We start from the raw sequence: 17933 nt of genomic DNA, 5'->3' as shown, positions 1-17933 counted from the left end.
CACAAAGAAAGAGGGTTCCCCAGCCTCCATACAGGTACTTAAGCCCGAAAGAGTGCGTGATGTGGCGGTAAGCGCAGCTATCCCGTAGGGAATCGCCACATCATGAGGACCCCACCCTAACCCTCCCCTTGCCAAGGGGAGGGGACCGGAGGTAGCGTAAAACACCTCCTCTTATCAGGATGGGGGTTGAGGGAGAGTTGGGGGTTGGGACTATTATTCTATGGATTGGCCATTTAGGGGGAGGGACTGGGGAGGAACTGGGGGTGGGACCATCGGATTTTGACGGACAGGGACTCCAGTCTGTTACAAACTGTCATGAATTTGGGGTGCGTCAAGGGGTATAGTAAAAGCGATCGCCTCTTTGCGCTGTTGAGGAATCGTTCTCTTGCCAAAATCGTCATCTGCAAAACCCGACCTTCCCGCCACCCGAATCCTTGCAATTATTAATGGCAAGGGGGGGGTGGGGAAAACCACGACTTCAGTCAATCTCGCTGCTACGTTTGCCGAGCATCAGCGCATCCTCCTAGTGGATGCCGACCCTCAATCTTCGGCGACTTGGTGGGTTCAGCGTAGCAAAAAAGGCTTTGCTTTCGATCTGGCGCAGGAGACGGATCCGAGTCTCTTGAGTCAATTACGCCAGGTTGAAGGTTACGATTTAATTGTGGTGGATACTCCTCCGGCATTGCGATCGCAGGCGTTAGCGGCGGTGGCGAGTGCAGCGGATTATGTCCTCCTGCCGACTCCCCCGGCACCGATGGATTTAGCGGCGCTGATTGAAACCGTGCGCGAGGCGATCGTCCCCGTGGCGGTGCCGCATCGGGTGGTTCTGACTCGGGTGGATTCCCGGTCTTTGGGAGAGGCCCTGGAGGCTCAAAACACGCTGATGGAAGAAGGAATCCCCACCTGCCATGCGTTCGTTCGGACCTTTAAAGCTCATGAACGGGCGGCCCTCGATGGGGTGGCGATCGCCCAATGGCGTGGCAAAAATGCCAAAGAAGCTCAGGCGGATTATCGTCGGGTAGCTGATGAATTACAGCGTGATTGGAGAAACTGATGCCTAGAAAAAAAATTGCCGATTTAATCAGAAATGAAGCGCAAAAACCAGCCGATTCCGAACTAGAATTGGCTGAAAATATTCAAGCTGAACCCATTGAAGCAGCAGAGGAAACTTTAGGTTCGGAGTTAGAAGCAACGGTGACAGAGTTGCAGACGGCGTTACAAGAAGCTCGGGCAAAAGATGGCGCGCTCGATCGCACCCTGGCCGAAGTTCAATCCGAATTGGAGCAACATCGTAGTCTGATCCAAAATTTAGAGGGTCAACTCAATCAAGCCGAACAGCGCAATGAAGAATTTGGTCGTCTCAATGCGGATTTACAGCAGCAATTGCAGGACCAAAAAACTCAGGTAAAAAAACTAGAGTCGGAATTAGCCGCTGCGACAAAAATCGCCGATCAAGAAAAAAATGCCCAAACGAAGTTAACCACTGAATTGGAAAAACAAAAACAAATCAATCAAAAACTCACCGAAGAGGTTCAGCAACTCTCTCAAGTTCGTGCGGAGTTAGAAGAGACGAAAAAATCGGCCATTCAACTGGCGGCAGCCAATGAAAAAGCCCTGCAAGAGTTGACGCAACTTCAACAAAAACAGCCTTCGTCTAACCCGAAAAATTTACCGATGAGAATCTCGCGTCCGACGACGGCAGATCAAAATACTTTCCCTCCGTTTTCGACAACCGACCTCACTTGGATGGATTAATCCCAAGGAGCAGCGGCCCCTTGGGTGACCACTGAGGGATAACATCCCTCAATCTGAAGTTTTAATCATGTCGATCGCCGCCACCAGTTGTTGAATGGCAACCGCTTGTTCGTGGGTGGCGAGGGAAATTTCCTGTGCACTGGCCGTCACTGCGTCGATCGCATTCAGCACTCCGGTTAAGGAAACGGCTGTTTCTTGCACAATTTCAAAATTGACCTGCACGGTTTTTGTGCCTTCTTGTGTCGCCTTGGAGGTAGCAACAACGGAGCTTTGGATATCCTCCAATAAGATATTAATTTTATCGGCGCTTTGGCGAGAGCGATCGGCGAGTTTGCGAATTTCTGTAGCAATCACTGAAAACCCTTTTCCGCGATCGCCGGCACGGACTGCCTCCACTGCGGCATTGAGGGCTAACATATTGGTTTGATCCGCCAAACTCCCCACGAGGGAGGCGATCGTTCCAATTTGACGCGCACCTTCGTGGAGATGGTCGATTTGGAGGGCGATCGCTTCTACATTGTCTTTGAGGGTCGTCATTCCCTCCAGAGTGCGATCGACCGATCGCGTTCCTTCCGTGGCGATCGTTTGTGCTTCTTGAACCCCAAAATTCGCCGTGGCACAGGCATCGGCAACTTGTCGCGAAGATGCCTTTAATTCATTCATTTGCTCCAATGCCTCCTCGACTGCTCTGCGTTGACGCTGTTCGGTTTGCAATGCAGCAGTTTTTGCCTGTAATAAAGCGGATTTTTCCTGGATTTGTTGTTCCAACTCATCGGTTTGCACGATCGCTTTATCGGTCAGGGGACGAAGCAAGATTACCATCCCTCCCGTTCCCAACAGCGTCAAAAGGGCAATGGTCATCCCGGTATCGAAAATCTGTTTTTGCACAGGTTGATAGAGTTCCTGACGATTCATTTTCACCGCTAGTCCCCAATTGGCAATGGCGATCGGATTAAAGGCAATCACTTCGGGAATATCGCTCATCCGGTCCGATTGCATCAATCCTGCTTCTCCCGCTACCGACCTTTCTATAGCATTTTCCACCGCCCTAGAGATGCGATTAGGGTTATTAATGGCCTCAAAAAAAAATTGCACTCTCCCATTGGTCACCGTTCCTAAAATAATCTCCCCGGTTTCTCCCAACCCTGAATGATTTTCAACGATTCTTTCTAATCGGGGAACTTTAAACGACACCAAATCTCTCCCGATTACCTGTCCGGTTTCGTTGGGGATCAACGTTCCCACAATTAAATAGGAAATTCCCGCAATTTCGACGGGACCAATAAACACCGATTGGTTCCCGCCCGATGGCATGACTTGCCAAAATTCCTCGGGAATGGCTACTCCGATTTGAGTAACAGGTTGTCCACTCATATCAAACCGCATAATCCCTTCAATCTCCTCGGATTGATTGAGGGCATCGGTTAAAATATTTGTCGAAACCTGGACTAATTCATTCCGTTGAATTTGCCCTTGATTATATGCCGCTAACTGATTCCGTGCTCGGGTCCGACTGGCAATTTGTCCGCCAATATCCTGAGTTCTTAAGAGGAATTCTTCGATGGCCAGGGTGCGAGTTTGGGCCGCAAATTCCAGATTGTGTTCCTCTGCTTGTTTGAGTCGTTGCGACAGGGGCATAATACTGGCGATCGCCACACTCGCACCAATCGCTACTGCTCCCAAGGCGGAATAAATCAGCAATCTGCTCTGTAACTGCAAAGCCGAGTTTTGCTTTCCTTGATCAGTCTTCGCCATTCCAACCCCTTCCTATGTTCTGTGCGAAGTAGAGCGACATAAACAAACTCAATCCCCCTCAACCGTCGAAAAAAAACTGTCATTCGTGCTGATGCAGGAATGCAGGCATTTTTTGTTAAAGATTACAGTTCGGTCGAATTATGCCACCCTACTTATCTGTGTTTTTCTCCTCTATTTTATCCAGAATTTAGTTTTTTTGCGAGGCACAATTAATCGATAAATCAGATTACTCCCGCTCTGATGCTCCTCTTGAGGCGCAATCAGTGCTATCCCAGAAACCCCGAAATTACTGGAAAATTTCGACAGTCCGGCGAGGGCAATCCCCAGACCCATTGTCTCAATCGATCTCGGGATTCAGTAAATTTAACCAGAAGGACTTCAACAGGCCATAAAATCACTGATTTCGTTAAATATTCTGCCCGATTCAAATTTTCAATGAGTGAAATCTGCTTTGATTTAAGTTGGACTATCGGGCTTCAGCAGAAAGATTGTTTTTGGTTGCTTTGACTTAATTCTTACTCTAAAACCGGCAAACCGAATCGGGGATAATCGGACATGATTTATTACGAAGCGGATTTCTTCGTGCTTCTATTTGAGTTAAATTGGGTAAAGGCTGTAATGGACTCAAATCGGAAATATTATTGCTGCTGAGGTTGACTTCGGTTAAACGACTCAGAGCAGATAGAGGGGTAATGTTTGAGATTTGATTGACACTGAGAAATAGGGTGTTCAAGTTAATTAATGTCTCCAACGGAGTGATATCGGAGATTTGATTTCCACTTAAAAATAAAACCTGTAAATTCGTGAGAGAACTGAGGGGACTCAGGTTAGAGAGTTCATTGCTACTCAGAAATAGTTCCGATAGGTTGGTCAGGGTGGTTAAGGGAGTCCCATCGGCAATTTGATTAAAGTCTAAAGACAGTCTCCTTAATTGCTGTAATGACTTTAACGAGTTAATGTTTGAAATTTGATTTCGTCCTAGAAATAGGGTGTCCAGTTGGGTTAAAGACTGCAAGGGGGTGAGGTCTGTAATCTGGTTGTCATACAAATCCAGGGTTAACAACTGGGTTAAGGAGGAAAGCGGACGCAGATCGGAAATTTGATTGTCACTTAAATAGAGATAAGTGAGTTGTTGCAGGGAGGCAAGGGGGCTAATATCGGAGATTTGATTGCGACTGAGATAAAGTAATGTGAGTTGGGTCAGGGAGGCAATGGGTCTGAGATCGGAGATTTGCCGATTACTAAAGGGGAGGACTTGTCTTCGGGAGAGAATCGCCGAGGCCCGATCGCACTCGGAGGTTCCAGCTTCTGCTAATAAAGCATCTACGGTTTTTTGGGTTTCTGGCGTCAGACTGTCTCGATTTTCACACCACTGGGCAAAGGTTGTATAAGTTTCTAAGCGGTTGGATTGGGCAACTGCCGGAAATCTCCCGGCCATCACTCCAGTCAGGGACAGCAAACAGGCGAGGGCGATTCTCGGAACGAGACGCTTCGCGATCGCACCAGGAATGGTCCTGCGATGCCCCGATTTCGTTGGGTATTCTCCGTTTTGATGTTGCGGGTCAGAACAGGATCTCAAGGGATTAGGGAGGGACATTCTCGGGTCCTCTGTGGCGATCGCTAATCTGGCTGCCGATCGCTTGCATCCCATCCGAATCAATCCGATCGATAAACTGAGTTTAAACATCTTTCTCTCCCCATGTATTATCCGCATGACCTCGATCAAGAGGTCTTTTTTCCCATAAAAACTGTTCATTTGGGGTTAACTCCTAGCCCTGTCCAAGCACTCAATTTGATCACGACAAATCGTTAATTTCATGTAGGGGCGCTTCGAGAAGCGCCTGTCCAAGAGCTCAATTTGATCACGACAAAGAGTGATGGAATGTAGGGGCGCTTCGAGAAGCGCCCCTGGGGCGCAAGCATTGCGCCCCTACAAGAAACAATGATTTTTCGTCATTAAATTTACCTCTTGTAGGGGCGCAAGCATTGCGCCCCTACAAGAAATAACGATTTTTCGTCATTAAATTTACCACCTTGACAGGGCTAGGGTTAAATCCCCCTCCAGGAGGTCAGTCTTCTCTAATTTAGATGAAAAACAGAACGCTTCAGTTGCCGATCGCCCCCGCTATTTTCCCCAGGATTTAGGAGAGGCAGTCACCCCCTGAAGGACTTACGCAATCTTTCAGATCAGCCCCTAAATGTAGAGGCGATTCCCGAATCGCCTCTACATTTAGGGTGGATTCTCCAAATCTGCGTAAGTCCTAGCCTTCTTCCCTCCTCCCTAGGTTTCTGAGTATTTCAACTCATTGAAAGCGGGTTAAGGGACCTTTGGGGTGCAATTGAGGCGATCGCCTTAGTTGCCTCGGGAGGGACAACATTTAAGTGACCTGACAATAGTTTTCCTCGATTAAAAAATGATTAAGATTTATAACTGTCACAATGGGTGACGGGATTGAGGGGTGAGATACCTCACTCTCTAATTTAGTTCTGGCTGAACCAAATCCCCCTTTCCATCAAGTTTTAAGGGCGTAAATTCAGTTAGATTGGAAGAACCAACCGTGATTCTACGCAGGCCCACCTAGAGAATTAGAAAGCATACAGGCAAAGGCTTATTGCTGGTTTTTGGATAAAATTTAATCCAGTCTGTCCGAATTTATTTAAAAGATTACGAAAATTTACTGAAGCGCCAAAACCTTACCCAAATTAGGATAAAAAAGGATAAGATTTTACCAACTAAATTAAACGAAAAGCTGACAAAAACTTCTCCTTTCTAAGGAACATTTGAAACCGCGATGAGTCCTAAAATTCTGAGAATGATATTTTTATTAAAAATCCGGAGTAGATGGTGATTACTCTGAACTTGGTGCATCCTACCCAAACTGCCCCCTCCCAAAGCTGGGACTTTCAGGACCAAGACGTGATTCGGATTGGCCGATCGCCGGATAATCATGTCATCCTTTATAGTGCAGTCGTCTCCCGCCACCATGTGGAATTGCATCGGATTGGCTGCAACTGGAAAATCGTTAACTTAGGGACTAATGGTACTTATGTGAACGATAGCCCGATTATCCAATCCCCAGTGATTGATGGGATGATCCTGCGCCTAGCCCGTTCTGGTCCCCAAATTCAAATCCAAAAAAAAGCCCGAGAATTTGAAAACGTGCGAAAGCATCGCGAGGGATTGCTGGCGGGGTAATTCGCCCTCAATCCCCCTCAACTTATGGGTCAACTCCCGGCGATCGCCCGCCGAATTTCCAACGCGGTAGCTGGGGCGAGGAGGACCCCGTTGCGATAATGTCCAGTAGCCAACAGCACATTCCCAAATCCCGCTAAGGGACCGATCACTGGCGCGGGTTGCCCTTCCGGACGGGGGCGCAATCCGGACCAAGTTCTCACAATTTCCCCCCGGGCTAAATCGGGACAAAATGCGATCGCCCGTTCCAAGATTTGCTGAAGTAAAGCTGGATCTCCCTCCATCGGGTCACCTTCCCCGGTAAATTCTACCGTGGCCCCCACCCAATAATCTGTCACGGGGTAATCACTGCCCTGACAGGGGACAATATGAACATCATCCCCGGTAATCACAGGTTGAAACTCTCCATTCCCCATCGGATTCTGCAACCGCAGTTGTACCGCTTGTCCCAAAACCGGACGAATCTCTACCGGCGACTCCAGTCCAGCAGTCAGCGGCGTGGAACCCAATCCTGCCGCCATCACTAGCCAATCTACCTCCAGATTGCCCTGAGTCGTTTCTAGGCGATCGCACTGTTTCAAGGACTCCGTTTCCAGATAATTAATCCGTTCAACCCTCTCCCCAAATCTAAACCTCACCCCGTTCCCTTCTGCCGCCCTGACTAAAGCATGAGTCAAGACAACGGGATCAACTTGTCCATCTTGAGGAGAATGAACCGCCCCCACAATCTCCACCTTTCCCAATTGCGGATAGCGTTGCCTCACTTCCTGGGGTTCTAACAGGTCTAATTGCCAGCCTTGAGTTCTACGAGTGGCTGCCAGTTTCTCCCATTGTGCCATATCCTCACCGGGAAAACAGAGCATAAGAATGCCTTGCCGGTTAAAGGAAATCGGCGCAGTTGCTTCTAATTCGGGAATCAGGGTTTGATAGCGCAAAATACTCTGTTCCCGTAACCGCCATAATCGGCCTTTGACTTTATGGCTGATGATGCCCATCAGTACCCCTAAAGCCGCTTGTGTCGAACCTTGGGCCGGTTGATGGCAGTCAATGACGGTAATCTCTAAATTGGGGACTAAGCTCAGTTCATAGGAGATCGCCGCACCCACAACACCGCATCCAATGATCGCAACCCGGGTCATATTTTAACTCTCAACATCACTCCTGGTTTCAGCAAAGAGGGGATGAAAATAACAGGTCAAGATAGGGTGAAAAAGGGAAGAATTTCCCATTCCCACCCTATCGGTCACAACTTAACCGCAGTCAATTTATCCGTTGGGAATCAGATTCAAGAAGGCGTCAAAATCTTTAATCGCTTCTGCGTAGTTCTGCACGGCCAGAGAATAGTTGCCGGCATCCGCTGCTGCATCGATCGTCTCGAAATGGACGAATAAATCTTGAGCAGTTTGACTGGCGATTTTTTTGGTTTTGCCACTGAGATTGCGGGAAACGTAGCCCATATCGCGACGTAAGTCACCCAGAGGCCCGTGAATAAATGTCCCGACATTCACCCAATCCCGATTGACGATGAACTGTTCGAGTTCATCCATGCGATCGCGCTGTTTCAGCACATTTCCTTCATACTGCTTGACGATTTCTAACTGAGTGGGGGAGTAGGCGGGGGGTTGCACCGCTTGCGGCGAACCGCAGCTCACCAAACACACCATCACCAACGCCAAAATAGAAGCGAGAATTGAACGATAACGTCTCATAGCCAGTTTTTTGCCTTTCACTAAAATGATCTTCACCAAAATATATCAAGATTGGGTACGGCGATCGAGGGTTGAGGATTCTCTCCCCCCTGTGCGATCGCCCCAAAGTCCGTATCACCGGTTAAACTTCCCTACGCCGAAAAAAGGGAATCAGTGCCTTTGTGACTTCTTCGGACCAATGTTCTTGGGGATAATGTCCCGCTTCTGCCAATTTCACCAATTCAGCATTATTAATGGAACTGGCGAAGCTTTCTCCTTGAGTTAGGGGCAGCCAAGGATCCAGAACCCCCCACAAAATGAGAGTGGGTTTGTCCCACTGGGGAAATCCTTCGGCAATTTCTGCCATTGCCTGCTTCAGTTTGAGATTGCGGATCGTCCACATCAGCGATCGCCCTGCGGAAGAACTTTTCAGAAACGGGCGACGGTAGATATCCAAGTCTGCGTCAGAAATGGTATATTTGCTGCCCGCTTCCAGGGTGCGATCGACCAGCAAGGGGTCCTGGGTCATCATTTCCCCCATTAACGGCAACCCCAGTTGCTGCATCTTCCAAGGCAGTTGGGAATCCGGTGTTACCGGGGCATTGAGCACCGCTAACCGGAGGACTTTATCCGGATGTCTCAGGGCAAATTGTAACCCCACAGACCCTAAAAATCCTTGGACAACTAGATAGCAGCGATCGATCTCCAGAGTGGTCAGAAAATTATCCAGGGCAGCAACAAAAGCATCGGGGGTATAGGCAAATTTGCTCTTTTCCGGTTTCCCCGATAACCCAAACCCAATCCAATCCGGGGCAACTGAACGGAATCCCTCCTCCGCCAGTTTGGGCATCACTTCTGTCCAGCAAAAGCTTAAGGCGGGCAACCCATGCAGCAAGACCACCGGGGGTTTGTCTGTTTCTTTTGCAGGCCGTTGCTCCAGATAATACCATTCCACGCCAGCGACTTCGACTCGCTTTTCTTCTAGTCCCACAATCCTATTTTCTCAACCTGAATGAATGTTATGAGTTTACTCCCCCAGGGACAAGGGAGCAATGATTTAATCCGAGATTTGCTGGACATCTGCGGATAATGGGGTATAATATCCGACAAGAGTTGAAAATGGATCAGCCACTCGCGCCCGACTTTAGATTTTTCTGCTTACCTTTGAGACTTAAACGCTTGGTTGCCGAGGTAAGGCAGATTCTTGAGTCTAAGAAGGTACGAGTCTAATCATCCTCATCGACCTTAAACAATCAAGTGCTTTTGGAATCTTTCTAAAAGCTTTGCGGGATACCGCCTCTATTACCTTTGAAGGTGATAGTGCTATCGTAGCATTGTCCGGAAATAACCGGAAAAATGTCGCGTAAATGTATCAGCAAGGGTTTTCCCAATTACTGTAAACAACCAGACCCTGGGCTAAATTACCCGGTCAGGACTTACGCAGATTTGGAAAATTCACCCGAAATGTAGAGGCGAGCAAGCGAATCGCCTCTACATTTCGCGTTTGCCCTCCCCAAATGCGTAACTCTTGCCGGTGATAGGTTTGAACCCATTTCTATCTGAATCGGACAATTGTCTTTAAACCAGGTTCAATTCTTTTAAAGCCGGTAAAAAGTTAGCATTTTCATGACTGGACCGACTCAATTTAATTAAGGCAAACCGCTCGATCGGTTCCAATTTAGCCCACTGTTCTAACGTTAAAGTCATTCCAAACTGTTGGGCTTTATCTTGCACCCCGTCCGGTATTTCTGCCTGATTCATCCAAGGGGGGTTGTCATCCACGGCTAAATCTTTGGCCGATTCCCCAGTCCGGTCTAAAACCAACCCTTGCAAAAATTGCCGATACTGGGTAATTTCTTCGGAACTCTGACAAGGAGTCTGAATCAGAGCTTCTCGGTCCTCTTTGTTAAACCGATTCCATTGATTCAGTTTCAGTTTAATCCCACAAGTATCTAATTTTAATCTAACTTGCATGGGAATGCAATGGAGAGATTCAACGAAATCTGCTTCAAATTTAAAAAAACGAGTCATAAGCCTTACCTTTTGAATCTAAGAGTAATTTGTTTGTTCTTATAAAATGTATAGCCCGTCTCAATATTAGTTGGAAACCGGGTTTCTTGACAAAATCACGGCCATTAGCAACAAATCTAGCAATTGTAGGGTGGGCAATGCCCACCAAACAGAAGGTGGGCATTGCCCACCCTACTCCTTTAACTTACGCTCTATAACATCGAATCCTAAATGTAGAGGCGATTCGCTTGCTCGCCTCTACATTTAGGGTGGAAGTTAGAAGCCGGGTTTCTTGACGCAATCACTGCCATTAACAACAAATCTAGGCTAGAAACCAGGTTTCTTGTCCCGGGACCTATTTATCGGAATTGTTTCAGATTTTGTTTTGTGGATTAGGGATTGGTTTAATCTAATTTACTCTATCCTGTGTCATCTAAAAAAAGGGGGCAGATGCCCCCTTTTTTTAAGTCACTCGCAACAGAACCTAGAAGTTCATTTCGGCTGCTTGTACTTTTTCGACCTGCTTTTTCTTCAGGACGAGCATAATTTGAGACAGAGTAACGATCGCAAAGAAAGCCAGCAATCCTTTAATCCGACCGGCACTTTGGAGGACGATTTCTCCATCCACCTGACCGAAACCACCGACATTGGGGTTATTGGTCAGCAATTGAGCCGCAGTCACTTCGTCACCTTCCGAGACGATTAACTCAGGACCGGCGGGAATGCTATCAACCACGGTCGATCCATCGGCAGTTTGAATGGTAACTTCATAACCGCCGCCTTCAACTTTGGCAATTTGGGAAATGGTTCCAGCCGCCGAAGCATTGAAGACTGTATTATTGCTCTTATCCCCAGTTGGATACAGCTGTCCGCGTCCCCGGTTACCCCCGACATGAACGGGGTATTTACCATAATGGATATTTTTATCCGTTTCCGGGTTCGGAGATAGGACTGGGAAGACAATTTCTTGATATTGTTCGCCCGGTAAGGGACCAACAATCAACACATTATCCTGACCTTCCGCATAGGGTTGGAAGTAAAGACCCCCGATTTTTTCCTGCATTTCTTCAGGAATGCGATCGGCAGGTGCAATTTTGAACCCTTCGGGCAACATGATCACAGCGCCGACATTCAGGGGTCCGCGTTCTCCACTGCCGACCACTTGTTGCACGCTGGTATCATAAGGAATTTTCACCACCGCTTCAAACACCGTATCCGGGAGCACTGCTTGAGGCAATTCCACCTGGGTATGTTTTTCAGCGAGATGGCAGTTGGCGCAAACGATCCGACCCGTTGCTTCGCGGGGGGTTTCTGGAGCTGTTTGTTGCGCCCAAAAGGGATAGGCTGCTGCTGATTGAGGTACGGCGATGTCAGAAGCAAGGAAAAGGGCGAGAGTTGCCACCGCCAACAGCACGCCTTTGGCTAAAGTGCGTCCACTCTGCCGCAGGATCCGCGACAAGGAAGTATGTTTCATCGGGAAAGAGAAGAGGTAAGCTAAACAGTCAAACAATGAGAAATTGAAATATATTGCATTCAGCGGCTTTTGGTTGGCCAAAGCGCTTATGACCACCAGGGGTTTTCCCCGGTGCGGAAGTCGGTTTCGGTCCAAGGGGTAAAGATGACTTTATCATCGACCTCGGTGGCATGAGCCAAAGCCAGAGACAGGGGTGCAGGGCCGCGAACCACTTTACCCTCACTGTTGTACTGGGAACCGTGGCAGGGACACATAAATTTGTTTTCGCTGGCGTTCCAGGGGACAACGCAGCCGAGGTGAGTACAAACGGCGTTAATCCCGTAGTCGGTCAGGGTTTTGTCTTGATCCACCACCAGGTAGGTGGGGTCACCTTTGAGACCTTGGGCCAACACGCGATCGCCGGCATTGTGACTCCCTAAAAACTGGCTCACGCTGACATCATTGCCCAGGGCATCTTTAGCGGTAACGCCACCCCCTGCCGCGCCACTCGACGGCGGGATAAAATATTTGACCACCGGATACAAGGCTCCCAGTGCCGTCCCCGTGACTGCACCGAAAGTCAGTAAGTTCATAAATTGGCGACGCCCCATGCTGGGGACGTCAGGATTTCCAGAAGCTTGAGCCATGACCTATCTTGCTACGTCTGTGTTAAGTTGTATGTCTTAGCCGCTCATCTAAGGGCTAAAATTGGTGAACCCTAGTTTAAACAATTCCTCATATCGAGTCTGTCACTACCGGGGCAAGGCAGGGACAATCCCCAGGGAAATGCTGAATCTCCAGCCTTTCTCAACAGATTATTACATTCTTTGACACTTCGATCGCATTTTTGCATTTCGCTGTCAATTTTTGTAACAAACTGTAAAGATTCAGATTTTACGGACTCTCTCTATGACCGGACAGGACTTACACCAGCTCTTGCTTTCCAAGTGGGGCCGCTCTTACGATATCCAAGTGCGGCGCACTCAGGGGAAGATTTTCCTCTTGATTATGTGGAAATACCTCGAACAAGCCTCTTTCCCTATGAATGAGTCGGAATATCTGGCTCATTTGGATGTGGTTGCCAGTTATCTCAATGCCTGGGGTGGCATCGAACAGGTGCAGGATTACCTAGCAAGCACCCGCGAACGTCCCCGCCTAGGCAAGGCGGTGAGCATTCCCATTGATTTGGGCGATCGCGCTTCCGAATGGATGCTCGAAAATTTCTAAATTGCCCATTGTCTATTCTGAACTTCTCCCTTCGTCTCGATCGCCTTCCTCCCCTTCACTGGGGCGATCGCTCAACTCATTCCTGACCCTTTAACCAATTGACAACTTGCAATATTCCCAGGACAGTAGAGAAGGGGAACATTGAGTCGTCAGGGATCGGCGGCTTCCCTATGAATTGAGCCTGATGAGTCTATCTTAAGTTAAGAAACTCCGGTGTGACGTCACATCAAACGGACAAACAGAACGCGCTCAACAGAGGGAATCACCTCAAGCGCTAATCGAATGGTAATCCTCAATTTTAGGAAAAAGCGCCGGTAGTTTTGGGAGGGTAACCGTAAAAGTTGTCCCCTCTCCCACGGTACTTTCTACCCAAATTTTACCCCCAAGTAAATCAACCGATCGCTTAACAATTGCCAATCCCAACCCACTCCCGGCATTAGCGGCCACATTTTTCGCCCGATGAAACAGCGTAAACAAATTCGCCCGGTCCTCCGGAGGAATCCCGATGCCTCGGTCCTTGATTCGGAAAATGATTTCCCCTTCATTAAAAGTAAAATCACAATAAATAGAACTGCCCTGGGGAGAATACTTGACCGCATTCACCAGCAAATTCAAAATAATTTGGCGCAGTAAGGTGGGATCGGTCATCAACGGTTCAGAATCGCCGGTCGTGGTCAAAACCATGCGATGAGTCACATCGGTTAATTTTTCCACATCCTGCCAGACATCTTCGCATAAACTGGCAAAATAAACCGGAACCGATTGAATATGTAATCCGCCACATTCAGCCTTTCCTAATGTTAGGAATCCTTCGATAATATTGCTGGTATGTTTAACGGTTTCATCAATTTTTTGAAAATACTTAAGTCGTTGCTCAGGGGTCATTTTTTGACTGTGGAGCTTTAGCAAATCATTTGCTGCCGCAATCACGGTTAAAGAACCTCGTAATTCATGAGATAACATCGACACAAAGTTAGGCGTGAGGGGAGTGCGTAAGTTGTCGGCTTCCGCATCTGCTGGAGAACTTACGCAATCGATTAGGGGTTCCTCCATCGGTTCAACAATCCCCTGATAGCCAATTACCTGACCTTTGCGATCGCGCAAAATCCGGATCGTATCTCGCACCCAGGCAATCGTGCCATCTTGACGATAGATCCGAGACTCAAAATTTTCCACATCTCGCTGAGTGCGTAACACTTGCATTAATTGTTCATATCGTCTCTGTTCCACATACAGTTGATTCCCCATATTTTTGACCCCAGCTATCAATTCTGCCCCCGACTCATACCCATAGATGCGAGCTAAAGTTCGATTAGCCCTGAGATAGCTGCCTGTCGGGGTAATCTGAAAAATTCCAACTGCAGCGGTATCCAGAAACCTGGAATACTTGAGAACGATTGGCTGGGGATCGGGACCTGGAGAATCGGGCAAGTCGAACGCAAGAATTTTCATCATGATAGGTGAAAGCTTTGGTATAAAACGATACGCAGCTCTATTTTTAGGGGTCGGCAATCAATCGTCGATCGCCACCTGAATTTTAAAACCGAAGGAGATGGTTAGCGTCCGTGCTGAGTGCGGTTCCATCCGGATTGCAGTATTATAGGAGCTAGTGGATCTTTAACAACGTATTCAGCATTACAAAGTCTGGAATTTCTACTCAAAACAATCAGGGACAGAAATCAGATCTTGGACGAGCCACCTCCCCCAATCATCAATCGCACGGAGAGTTTTCCCGATCGACGTAACATCAGTAGATCCTGTCATAACTCACAACCGCCCCATTTGGCAAGCACTTAGACCCATTACAGGGAACGTTCACTTTATCTGTGCCATCCGCGTAACGACCAGAATCCTGATTGAGAAAGGGTTAGCAAATTTAAAATCTCAAATTTAAATTTGAAAATTTAAATGAATAGCTACAATGGGCTCAAGACAGGGGCGCTGCTCAGGGGATTTCACTCTATTACAGCCCCACGAACAGCCAGAATCCTGAGTTCTCAAGAGTTGAAAAATCTCAAGTTTCAACTCTCACCGTTCAAATTGTACCCCAGATTGAGCCTAGAGCGAAGACATTGATTGTACTCTGGCACGCGATCCCTTCAGGTTCCGATCGCGAGAATTCTGAGGGACGCTCAAGAGTCTGTCACATTCACTACTCCACTCTAAAATTGTATGACAGATAGCACAAGGGCGATCGCCCATCTGCACCCCTCTGCCCACCGGCGATCGCCCTACCACTGAACCCAAACCGCTTATTTTCCCATTGCCTTCACCAATCCCACACCCCCAAAATAGAGGGTCAGGACTGCACCGGCAAATAAACTCTGGGTCAGGGGATCAGTAGAGGGGGTTAAAATCGCCCCTAAAATGGCAGCACCCAGCACCACATAACGCCAACCTGCCAGCATTTTTGTAGAAGAGACGATTCCCAGCAAACCCAGCAGCGCCTGGATCACCGGGATTTGAAACGCTAATCCCGTGCTAAATAATAGCAGCAGCACAAACTCAAAATAGCGATCGATCGACCACATTTGCTCCACCACCCCCGCCCCATAGCTGACGAAGAAATTGAGGGCAGCAGGAATCAAAGCGATATAAGCAAAAACGAGACCCACACCAAACAACAGGGTTGATCCCAGCACAATCGGACCAATAATCCGACGTTCCCGCAGGGACAGTCCCGGCAGGACAAACTGGATAATTTGGTAGAGAACAAATGGACTCGCCACGACCAATCCGCTATAACCAGCAACCTTGACTGAGACAAAGAAAAATTCTCCCGGTGCCAGTTGCAGAAATTTGGCTCCTTTTGCGGGGACCTCTAATAAGTGAACGATCGGTTTGACAAAAATGAAGCACCCCACCATCCCGGACACTACGCCAATCAGGGAATAGAAGATTCGCATCCGCAGTTCTTCCAGGTGATCGAAGATGGACATCTCCACCTCGTCCGGGAAGTCGTCGATCGGGTCATCCTCAGTAGGGTTAAGGTTACCGGGGTTGTAAAGTTGGGGGGGGTCTTGCTGGGTCACGGTCTCCAGGTCTGAACTTGGGGTCATGAGTCAGTTGCTTGTCGAGGGTTCGTTTTCTATTTTAGAGGGAAGCGTCCGGTGGTCGGCATCTTTTCCCCCCAGAAATCCCCCAACCCGCTCAAATCCCCGCTTGTTAGAAGGGGGCGGAATCCATTGGATAGACTTTGTTCGGGATGGATGAAATACTCAGAAGCATCAGAAGGATTGCAGTGGCGATCGCCCCAGGGTCAAACGACCGGGTTTGAGGAATCCCCTTTTACAGTTCTCAATGGAGGGTCTGGTTACAAATCAAGCCCATCTGGAGAAAGTCTGATAGGTATTATTAGTGAGAATCTACTGCGACCCAGTTTTCTGTCATCTAAAAATCGGATTGCTTATTTGTATGACAATATAATTTAATTTACTGGACAGTCAAAAGGGTAGTCCTAAATATGTAATGATTCATTATTATCATGAATAAAATACAATAAGGCCCCAACATGATTATCTAATTTTTTAGAAAACGATAAAGTTTTTATAACCAGCCTAGAAACTCGTTGCCTTAAGGTATTATTGAACCATTCAATATGGCTGGTTTTACCGCTATCTTTGCTTACCGGCTTAGGGAGCATCTCAAGAAGGCTCATAGACCTAACCCCCCAACCCCCTTCCCTACGAGGGAAGGGGGAGCAAGACTTGTAAATTCCCCTTTTAGGCCAAATTGAGATGCTCCCCCGGCTTATGTCTGATTGTTGGGAAAACACAGGCATATGCTTGCCAAAAATCTGTATGGCACAGGTTTCAAATCCTGACGAACCGTAGCCAATGGTGTTTTTGTCATATTCGTAGCTAGAGGGGATGTCAACCGTATAGGTTTGACGAATTTCATTAACTGGGTCGCGACGTGTTAAGCTAGTCCTTGTCGATTTATCTTTTTTTTCGGGATCGGCTTCTTCGAGGGAAATTTCCCCAATGATAATGTGGTCAGGGTCGCCTACTTCTTCCAGATATATTTTAAGTTTTCCGCCTTTGTTTAAATCAGATTCGCGCTTGGTGCAGGTCTAGACGCAGAACTCCCCAATCAGGGACGACAAAAGGATCGTGGGTAATGCTTTGATTAGAAGTTAGTTCCAAAGCATAGTTAGATTGGCTCGGAACGTAACCAATTTTCTGGCGGTGTTCTGTTAGGCTAGCAATCTGACCCCATTCAACTAAATTTGTTTGTGATAAGGGAGAAAGACCGCCCTCGGAGAAAGACCAACCGGGTATGTTTTGCTGCTTAAACTTAGCAGTGACAGAATCAAAATTGCCATTGAATAAAGTCGGAACTGTATAGTCGCCTCCCATTGCCGGTATGGGATTGTTATCTTCACTGACTGATATTCGATCGCCGCTGGGATTATCAGGACGCAATTCATCGCCCCCACCAAGTACAGAATTAAACCAACCCGTACCGATCCCTTCCCAAGGCGCGGATTCATTGCCAAAATTACTCAAGTTAGCATTAGCATGGTCGGTTACATACCAAGGAATTTCTCCCTCGGCTAAATCCCCTAAGCGGTGATAAATTGTTTGTCCGTTCCGAGCGGGAATTTGACTCGGACTGAGGTCGGCAGTTCCCGCATACCAAGCGGCTGCGGTTTGATGCGGGCCACCTTGGTCTAAAGAAAGGTCAAAACCTACTAAAGAACCTAGGTTGATATTCCAATCGGCAGAGGATAATTCTTGACCATTGAGGGTATCGCCCGTTCCGTTGGTTTGATAGTAATTATCCGCATAAGTTACGTTGTCCCAAACGACTATTTCTGGGTCGAAAATATTCTGAAAAAATCCCGGTGGAG

General features: G+C 47.8%; 15 protein-coding genes and 2 pseudogenes. 5 read left to right on the top strand and 12 right to left on the bottom strand.

The annotated features are described in order from the left end of the window. Positions 1-385: 385 nt before the first annotated feature. Both NG833_RS14545 and NG833_RS14540 read left to right on the top strand, forming a co-directional pair. A complete protein-coding gene (locus tag NG833_RS14545; RefSeq protein ID WP_254566008.1) occupies positions 386-1054 on the top strand; it encodes a ParA family protein in 669 nt (222 codons plus the stop codon). Then, a complete protein-coding gene (locus NG833_RS14540) occupies positions 1054-1755 on the top strand; it encodes a hypothetical protein (protein ID WP_254566007.1) in 702 nt (233 codons plus the stop codon). The genes NG833_RS14545 and NG833_RS14540 overlap by 1 nt, the downstream gene beginning before the upstream one ends. A 48-nt stretch (positions 1756-1803) precedes the next feature. On the opposite strand, the gene NG833_RS14535 is transcribed toward NG833_RS14540, so the two are convergent. Together NG833_RS14535 and NG833_RS14530 are read right to left on the bottom strand one after the other, a co-directional pair. Then, on the bottom strand, positions 1804-3510 hold the full coding sequence (locus NG833_RS14535; RefSeq protein WP_254566006.1) for a methyl-accepting chemotaxis protein: 1707 nt from the start codon (positions 3508-3510) through the stop codon (positions 1804-1806). Between the two features lie 520 nt (positions 3511-4030). After that, entirely contained in the window at positions 4031-5197 is a 1167-nt protein-coding gene (locus NG833_RS14530) for a leucine-rich repeat domain-containing protein (RefSeq protein WP_254566005.1), read from the bottom strand. 1155 nt (positions 5198-6352) lie between these two features. Here NG833_RS14530 and NG833_RS14525 point away from each other — a divergent pair. Next, positions 6353-6706, top strand: a complete 354-nt coding sequence (locus tag NG833_RS14525) for an FHA domain-containing protein (RefSeq protein ID WP_254566004.1) — start codon at positions 6353-6355, stop codon at positions 6704-6706. 29 nt (positions 6707-6735) lie between these two features. On the opposite strand, the gene NG833_RS14520 is transcribed toward NG833_RS14525, so the two are convergent. The 6 genes from NG833_RS14520 to petC all read right to left on the bottom strand — a co-directional run bounded on the left by NG833_RS14520 (position 6736) and on the right by petC (position 12501). Next, positions 6736-7842 (bottom strand): FAD-binding oxidoreductase, encoded by a 1107-nt coding sequence (locus NG833_RS14520; RefSeq protein WP_254566003.1) that lies wholly within the window; start codon positions 7840-7842, stop codon positions 6736-6738. A gap of 126 nt (positions 7843-7968) precedes the next feature. Beyond that, the gene (gene psbQ / locus NG833_RS14515) at positions 7969-8448 is read right to left on the bottom strand and encodes a photosystem II protein PsbQ (protein ID WP_254566002.1); all 480 of its coding nucleotides are present in this window, start codon (positions 8446-8448) and stop codon (positions 7969-7971) included. Positions 8449-8533: 85 nt separating this feature from the next. Then, positions 8534-9382 (bottom strand): alpha/beta fold hydrolase, encoded by an 849-nt coding sequence (locus NG833_RS14510; RefSeq protein ID WP_254566001.1) that lies wholly within the window; start codon positions 9380-9382, stop codon positions 8534-8536. Between the two features lie 587 nt (positions 9383-9969). Next, positions 9970-10422 carry a nitrate reductase associated protein gene (locus NG833_RS14500; protein ID WP_254566000.1) on the bottom strand — a complete coding sequence of 151 codons (453 nt, stop codon included), beginning with the start codon at positions 10420-10422 and terminating at the stop codon, positions 9970-9972. Between the two features lie 463 nt (positions 10423-10885). Beyond that, the gene (petA, locus tag NG833_RS14495; protein ID WP_254565999.1) at positions 10886-11875 is read right to left on the bottom strand and encodes a cytochrome f; all 990 of its coding nucleotides are present in this window, start codon (positions 11873-11875) and stop codon (positions 10886-10888) included. A gap of 86 nt (positions 11876-11961) precedes the next feature. Continuing rightward, positions 11962-12501: a cytochrome b6-f complex iron-sulfur subunit gene (gene petC / locus NG833_RS14490; RefSeq protein WP_254565998.1), complete on the bottom strand. Its 540-nt coding sequence runs from the start codon at positions 12499-12501 to the stop codon at positions 11962-11964. A gap of 262 nt (positions 12502-12763) precedes the next feature. Here petC and NG833_RS14485 point away from each other — a divergent pair, with 262 nt between their 5' ends. Beyond that, a complete protein-coding gene (locus NG833_RS14485; protein ID WP_254565997.1) occupies positions 12764-13081 on the top strand; it encodes a DUF3067 family protein in 318 nt (105 codons plus the stop codon). Positions 13082-13348: 267 nt separating this feature from the next. On the opposite strand, the gene NG833_RS14480 is transcribed toward NG833_RS14485, so the two are convergent. Together NG833_RS14480 and tatC are read right to left on the bottom strand one after the other, a co-directional pair. After that, positions 13349-14536, bottom strand: coding sequence for a PAS domain-containing sensor histidine kinase (locus tag NG833_RS14480; RefSeq protein ID WP_254565996.1), 1188 nt, complete (start codon positions 14534-14536; stop codon positions 13349-13351). A 797-nt stretch (positions 14537-15333) separates the two neighbouring features. Beyond that, positions 15334-16140 carry a twin-arginine translocase subunit TatC gene (gene tatC / locus NG833_RS14475; RefSeq protein ID WP_254565995.1) on the bottom strand — a complete coding sequence of 269 codons (807 nt, stop codon included), beginning with the start codon at positions 16138-16140 and terminating at the stop codon, positions 15334-15336. Between the two features lie 150 nt (positions 16141-16290). Here tatC and NG833_RS14470 point away from each other — a divergent pair, with 150 nt between their 5' ends. Then, positions 16291-16512 carry a hypothetical protein gene (locus NG833_RS14470; protein ID WP_254565994.1) on the top strand — a complete coding sequence of 74 codons (222 nt, stop codon included), beginning with the start codon at positions 16291-16293 and terminating at the stop codon, positions 16510-16512. A 26-nt stretch (positions 16513-16538) separates the two neighbouring features. Here NG833_RS14470 and NG833_RS14465 read toward each other — a convergent pair. Continuing rightward, positions 16539-16703, bottom strand: a pseudogene (locus NG833_RS14465) (IS1 family transposase); the annotation flags it as partial. A gap of 427 nt (positions 16704-17130) precedes the next feature. Then, positions 17131-17933: pseudogene (locus tag NG833_RS14460) on the bottom strand (DNA/RNA endonuclease G); the annotation flags it as partial.

The organism is Oscillatoria sp. HE19RPO, from assembly GCF_024220515.1.
Classification (GTDB): domain Bacteria; phylum Cyanobacteriota; class Cyanobacteriia; order Cyanobacteriales; family Laspinemataceae; genus Laspinema.
Note: the sequence above shows the minus strand (reverse complement) of the source record. Positions and strands in the feature narration are given on the sequence as shown.

What these genes read in the sequence shown, in the direction of transcription:
- NG833_RS14540 (WP_254566007.1), top strand. Translation starts at nt 1,054, where the DNA reads ATGCCTAGAAAAAAAATTGCCGATTTAATCAGAAATGAAGCGCAAAAA.
- NG833_RS14535 (WP_254566006.1), bottom strand. Translation starts at nt 3,510, where the DNA reads ATGGCGAAGACTGATCAAGGAAAGCAAAACTCGGCTTTGCAGTTACAG.
- NG833_RS14530 (WP_254566005.1), bottom strand. Translation starts at nt 5,197, where the DNA reads ATGTTTAAACTCAGTTTATCGATCGGATTGATTCGGATGGGATGCAAG.
- NG833_RS14525 (WP_254566004.1), top strand. Translation starts at nt 6,353, where the DNA reads ATGGTGATTACTCTGAACTTGGTGCATCCTACCCAAACTGCCCCCTCC.
- NG833_RS14520 (WP_254566003.1), bottom strand. Translation starts at nt 7,842, where the DNA reads ATGACCCGGGTTGCGATCATTGGATGCGGTGTTGTGGGTGCGGCGATC.
- NG833_RS14500 (WP_254566000.1), bottom strand. Translation starts at nt 10,422, where the DNA reads ATGACTCGTTTTTTTAAATTTGAAGCAGATTTCGTTGAATCTCTCCAT.
- petA (WP_254565999.1), bottom strand. Translation starts at nt 11,875, where the DNA reads ATGAAACATACTTCCTTGTCGCGGATCCTGCGGCAGAGTGGACGCACT.
- petC (WP_254565998.1), bottom strand. Translation starts at nt 12,501, where the DNA reads ATGGCTCAAGCTTCTGGAAATCCTGACGTCCCCAGCATGGGGCGTCGC.
- NG833_RS14485 (WP_254565997.1), top strand. Translation starts at nt 12,764, where the DNA reads ATGACCGGACAGGACTTACACCAGCTCTTGCTTTCCAAGTGGGGCCGC.
- NG833_RS14480 (WP_254565996.1), bottom strand. Translation starts at nt 14,536, where the DNA reads ATGATGAAAATTCTTGCGTTCGACTTGCCCGATTCTCCAGGTCCCGAT.
- tatC (WP_254565995.1), bottom strand. Translation starts at nt 16,140, where the DNA reads ATGACCCCAAGTTCAGACCTGGAGACCGTGACCCAGCAAGACCCCCCC.
- NG833_RS14470 (WP_254565994.1), top strand. Translation starts at nt 16,291, where the DNA reads ATGAAATACTCAGAAGCATCAGAAGGATTGCAGTGGCGATCGCCCCAG.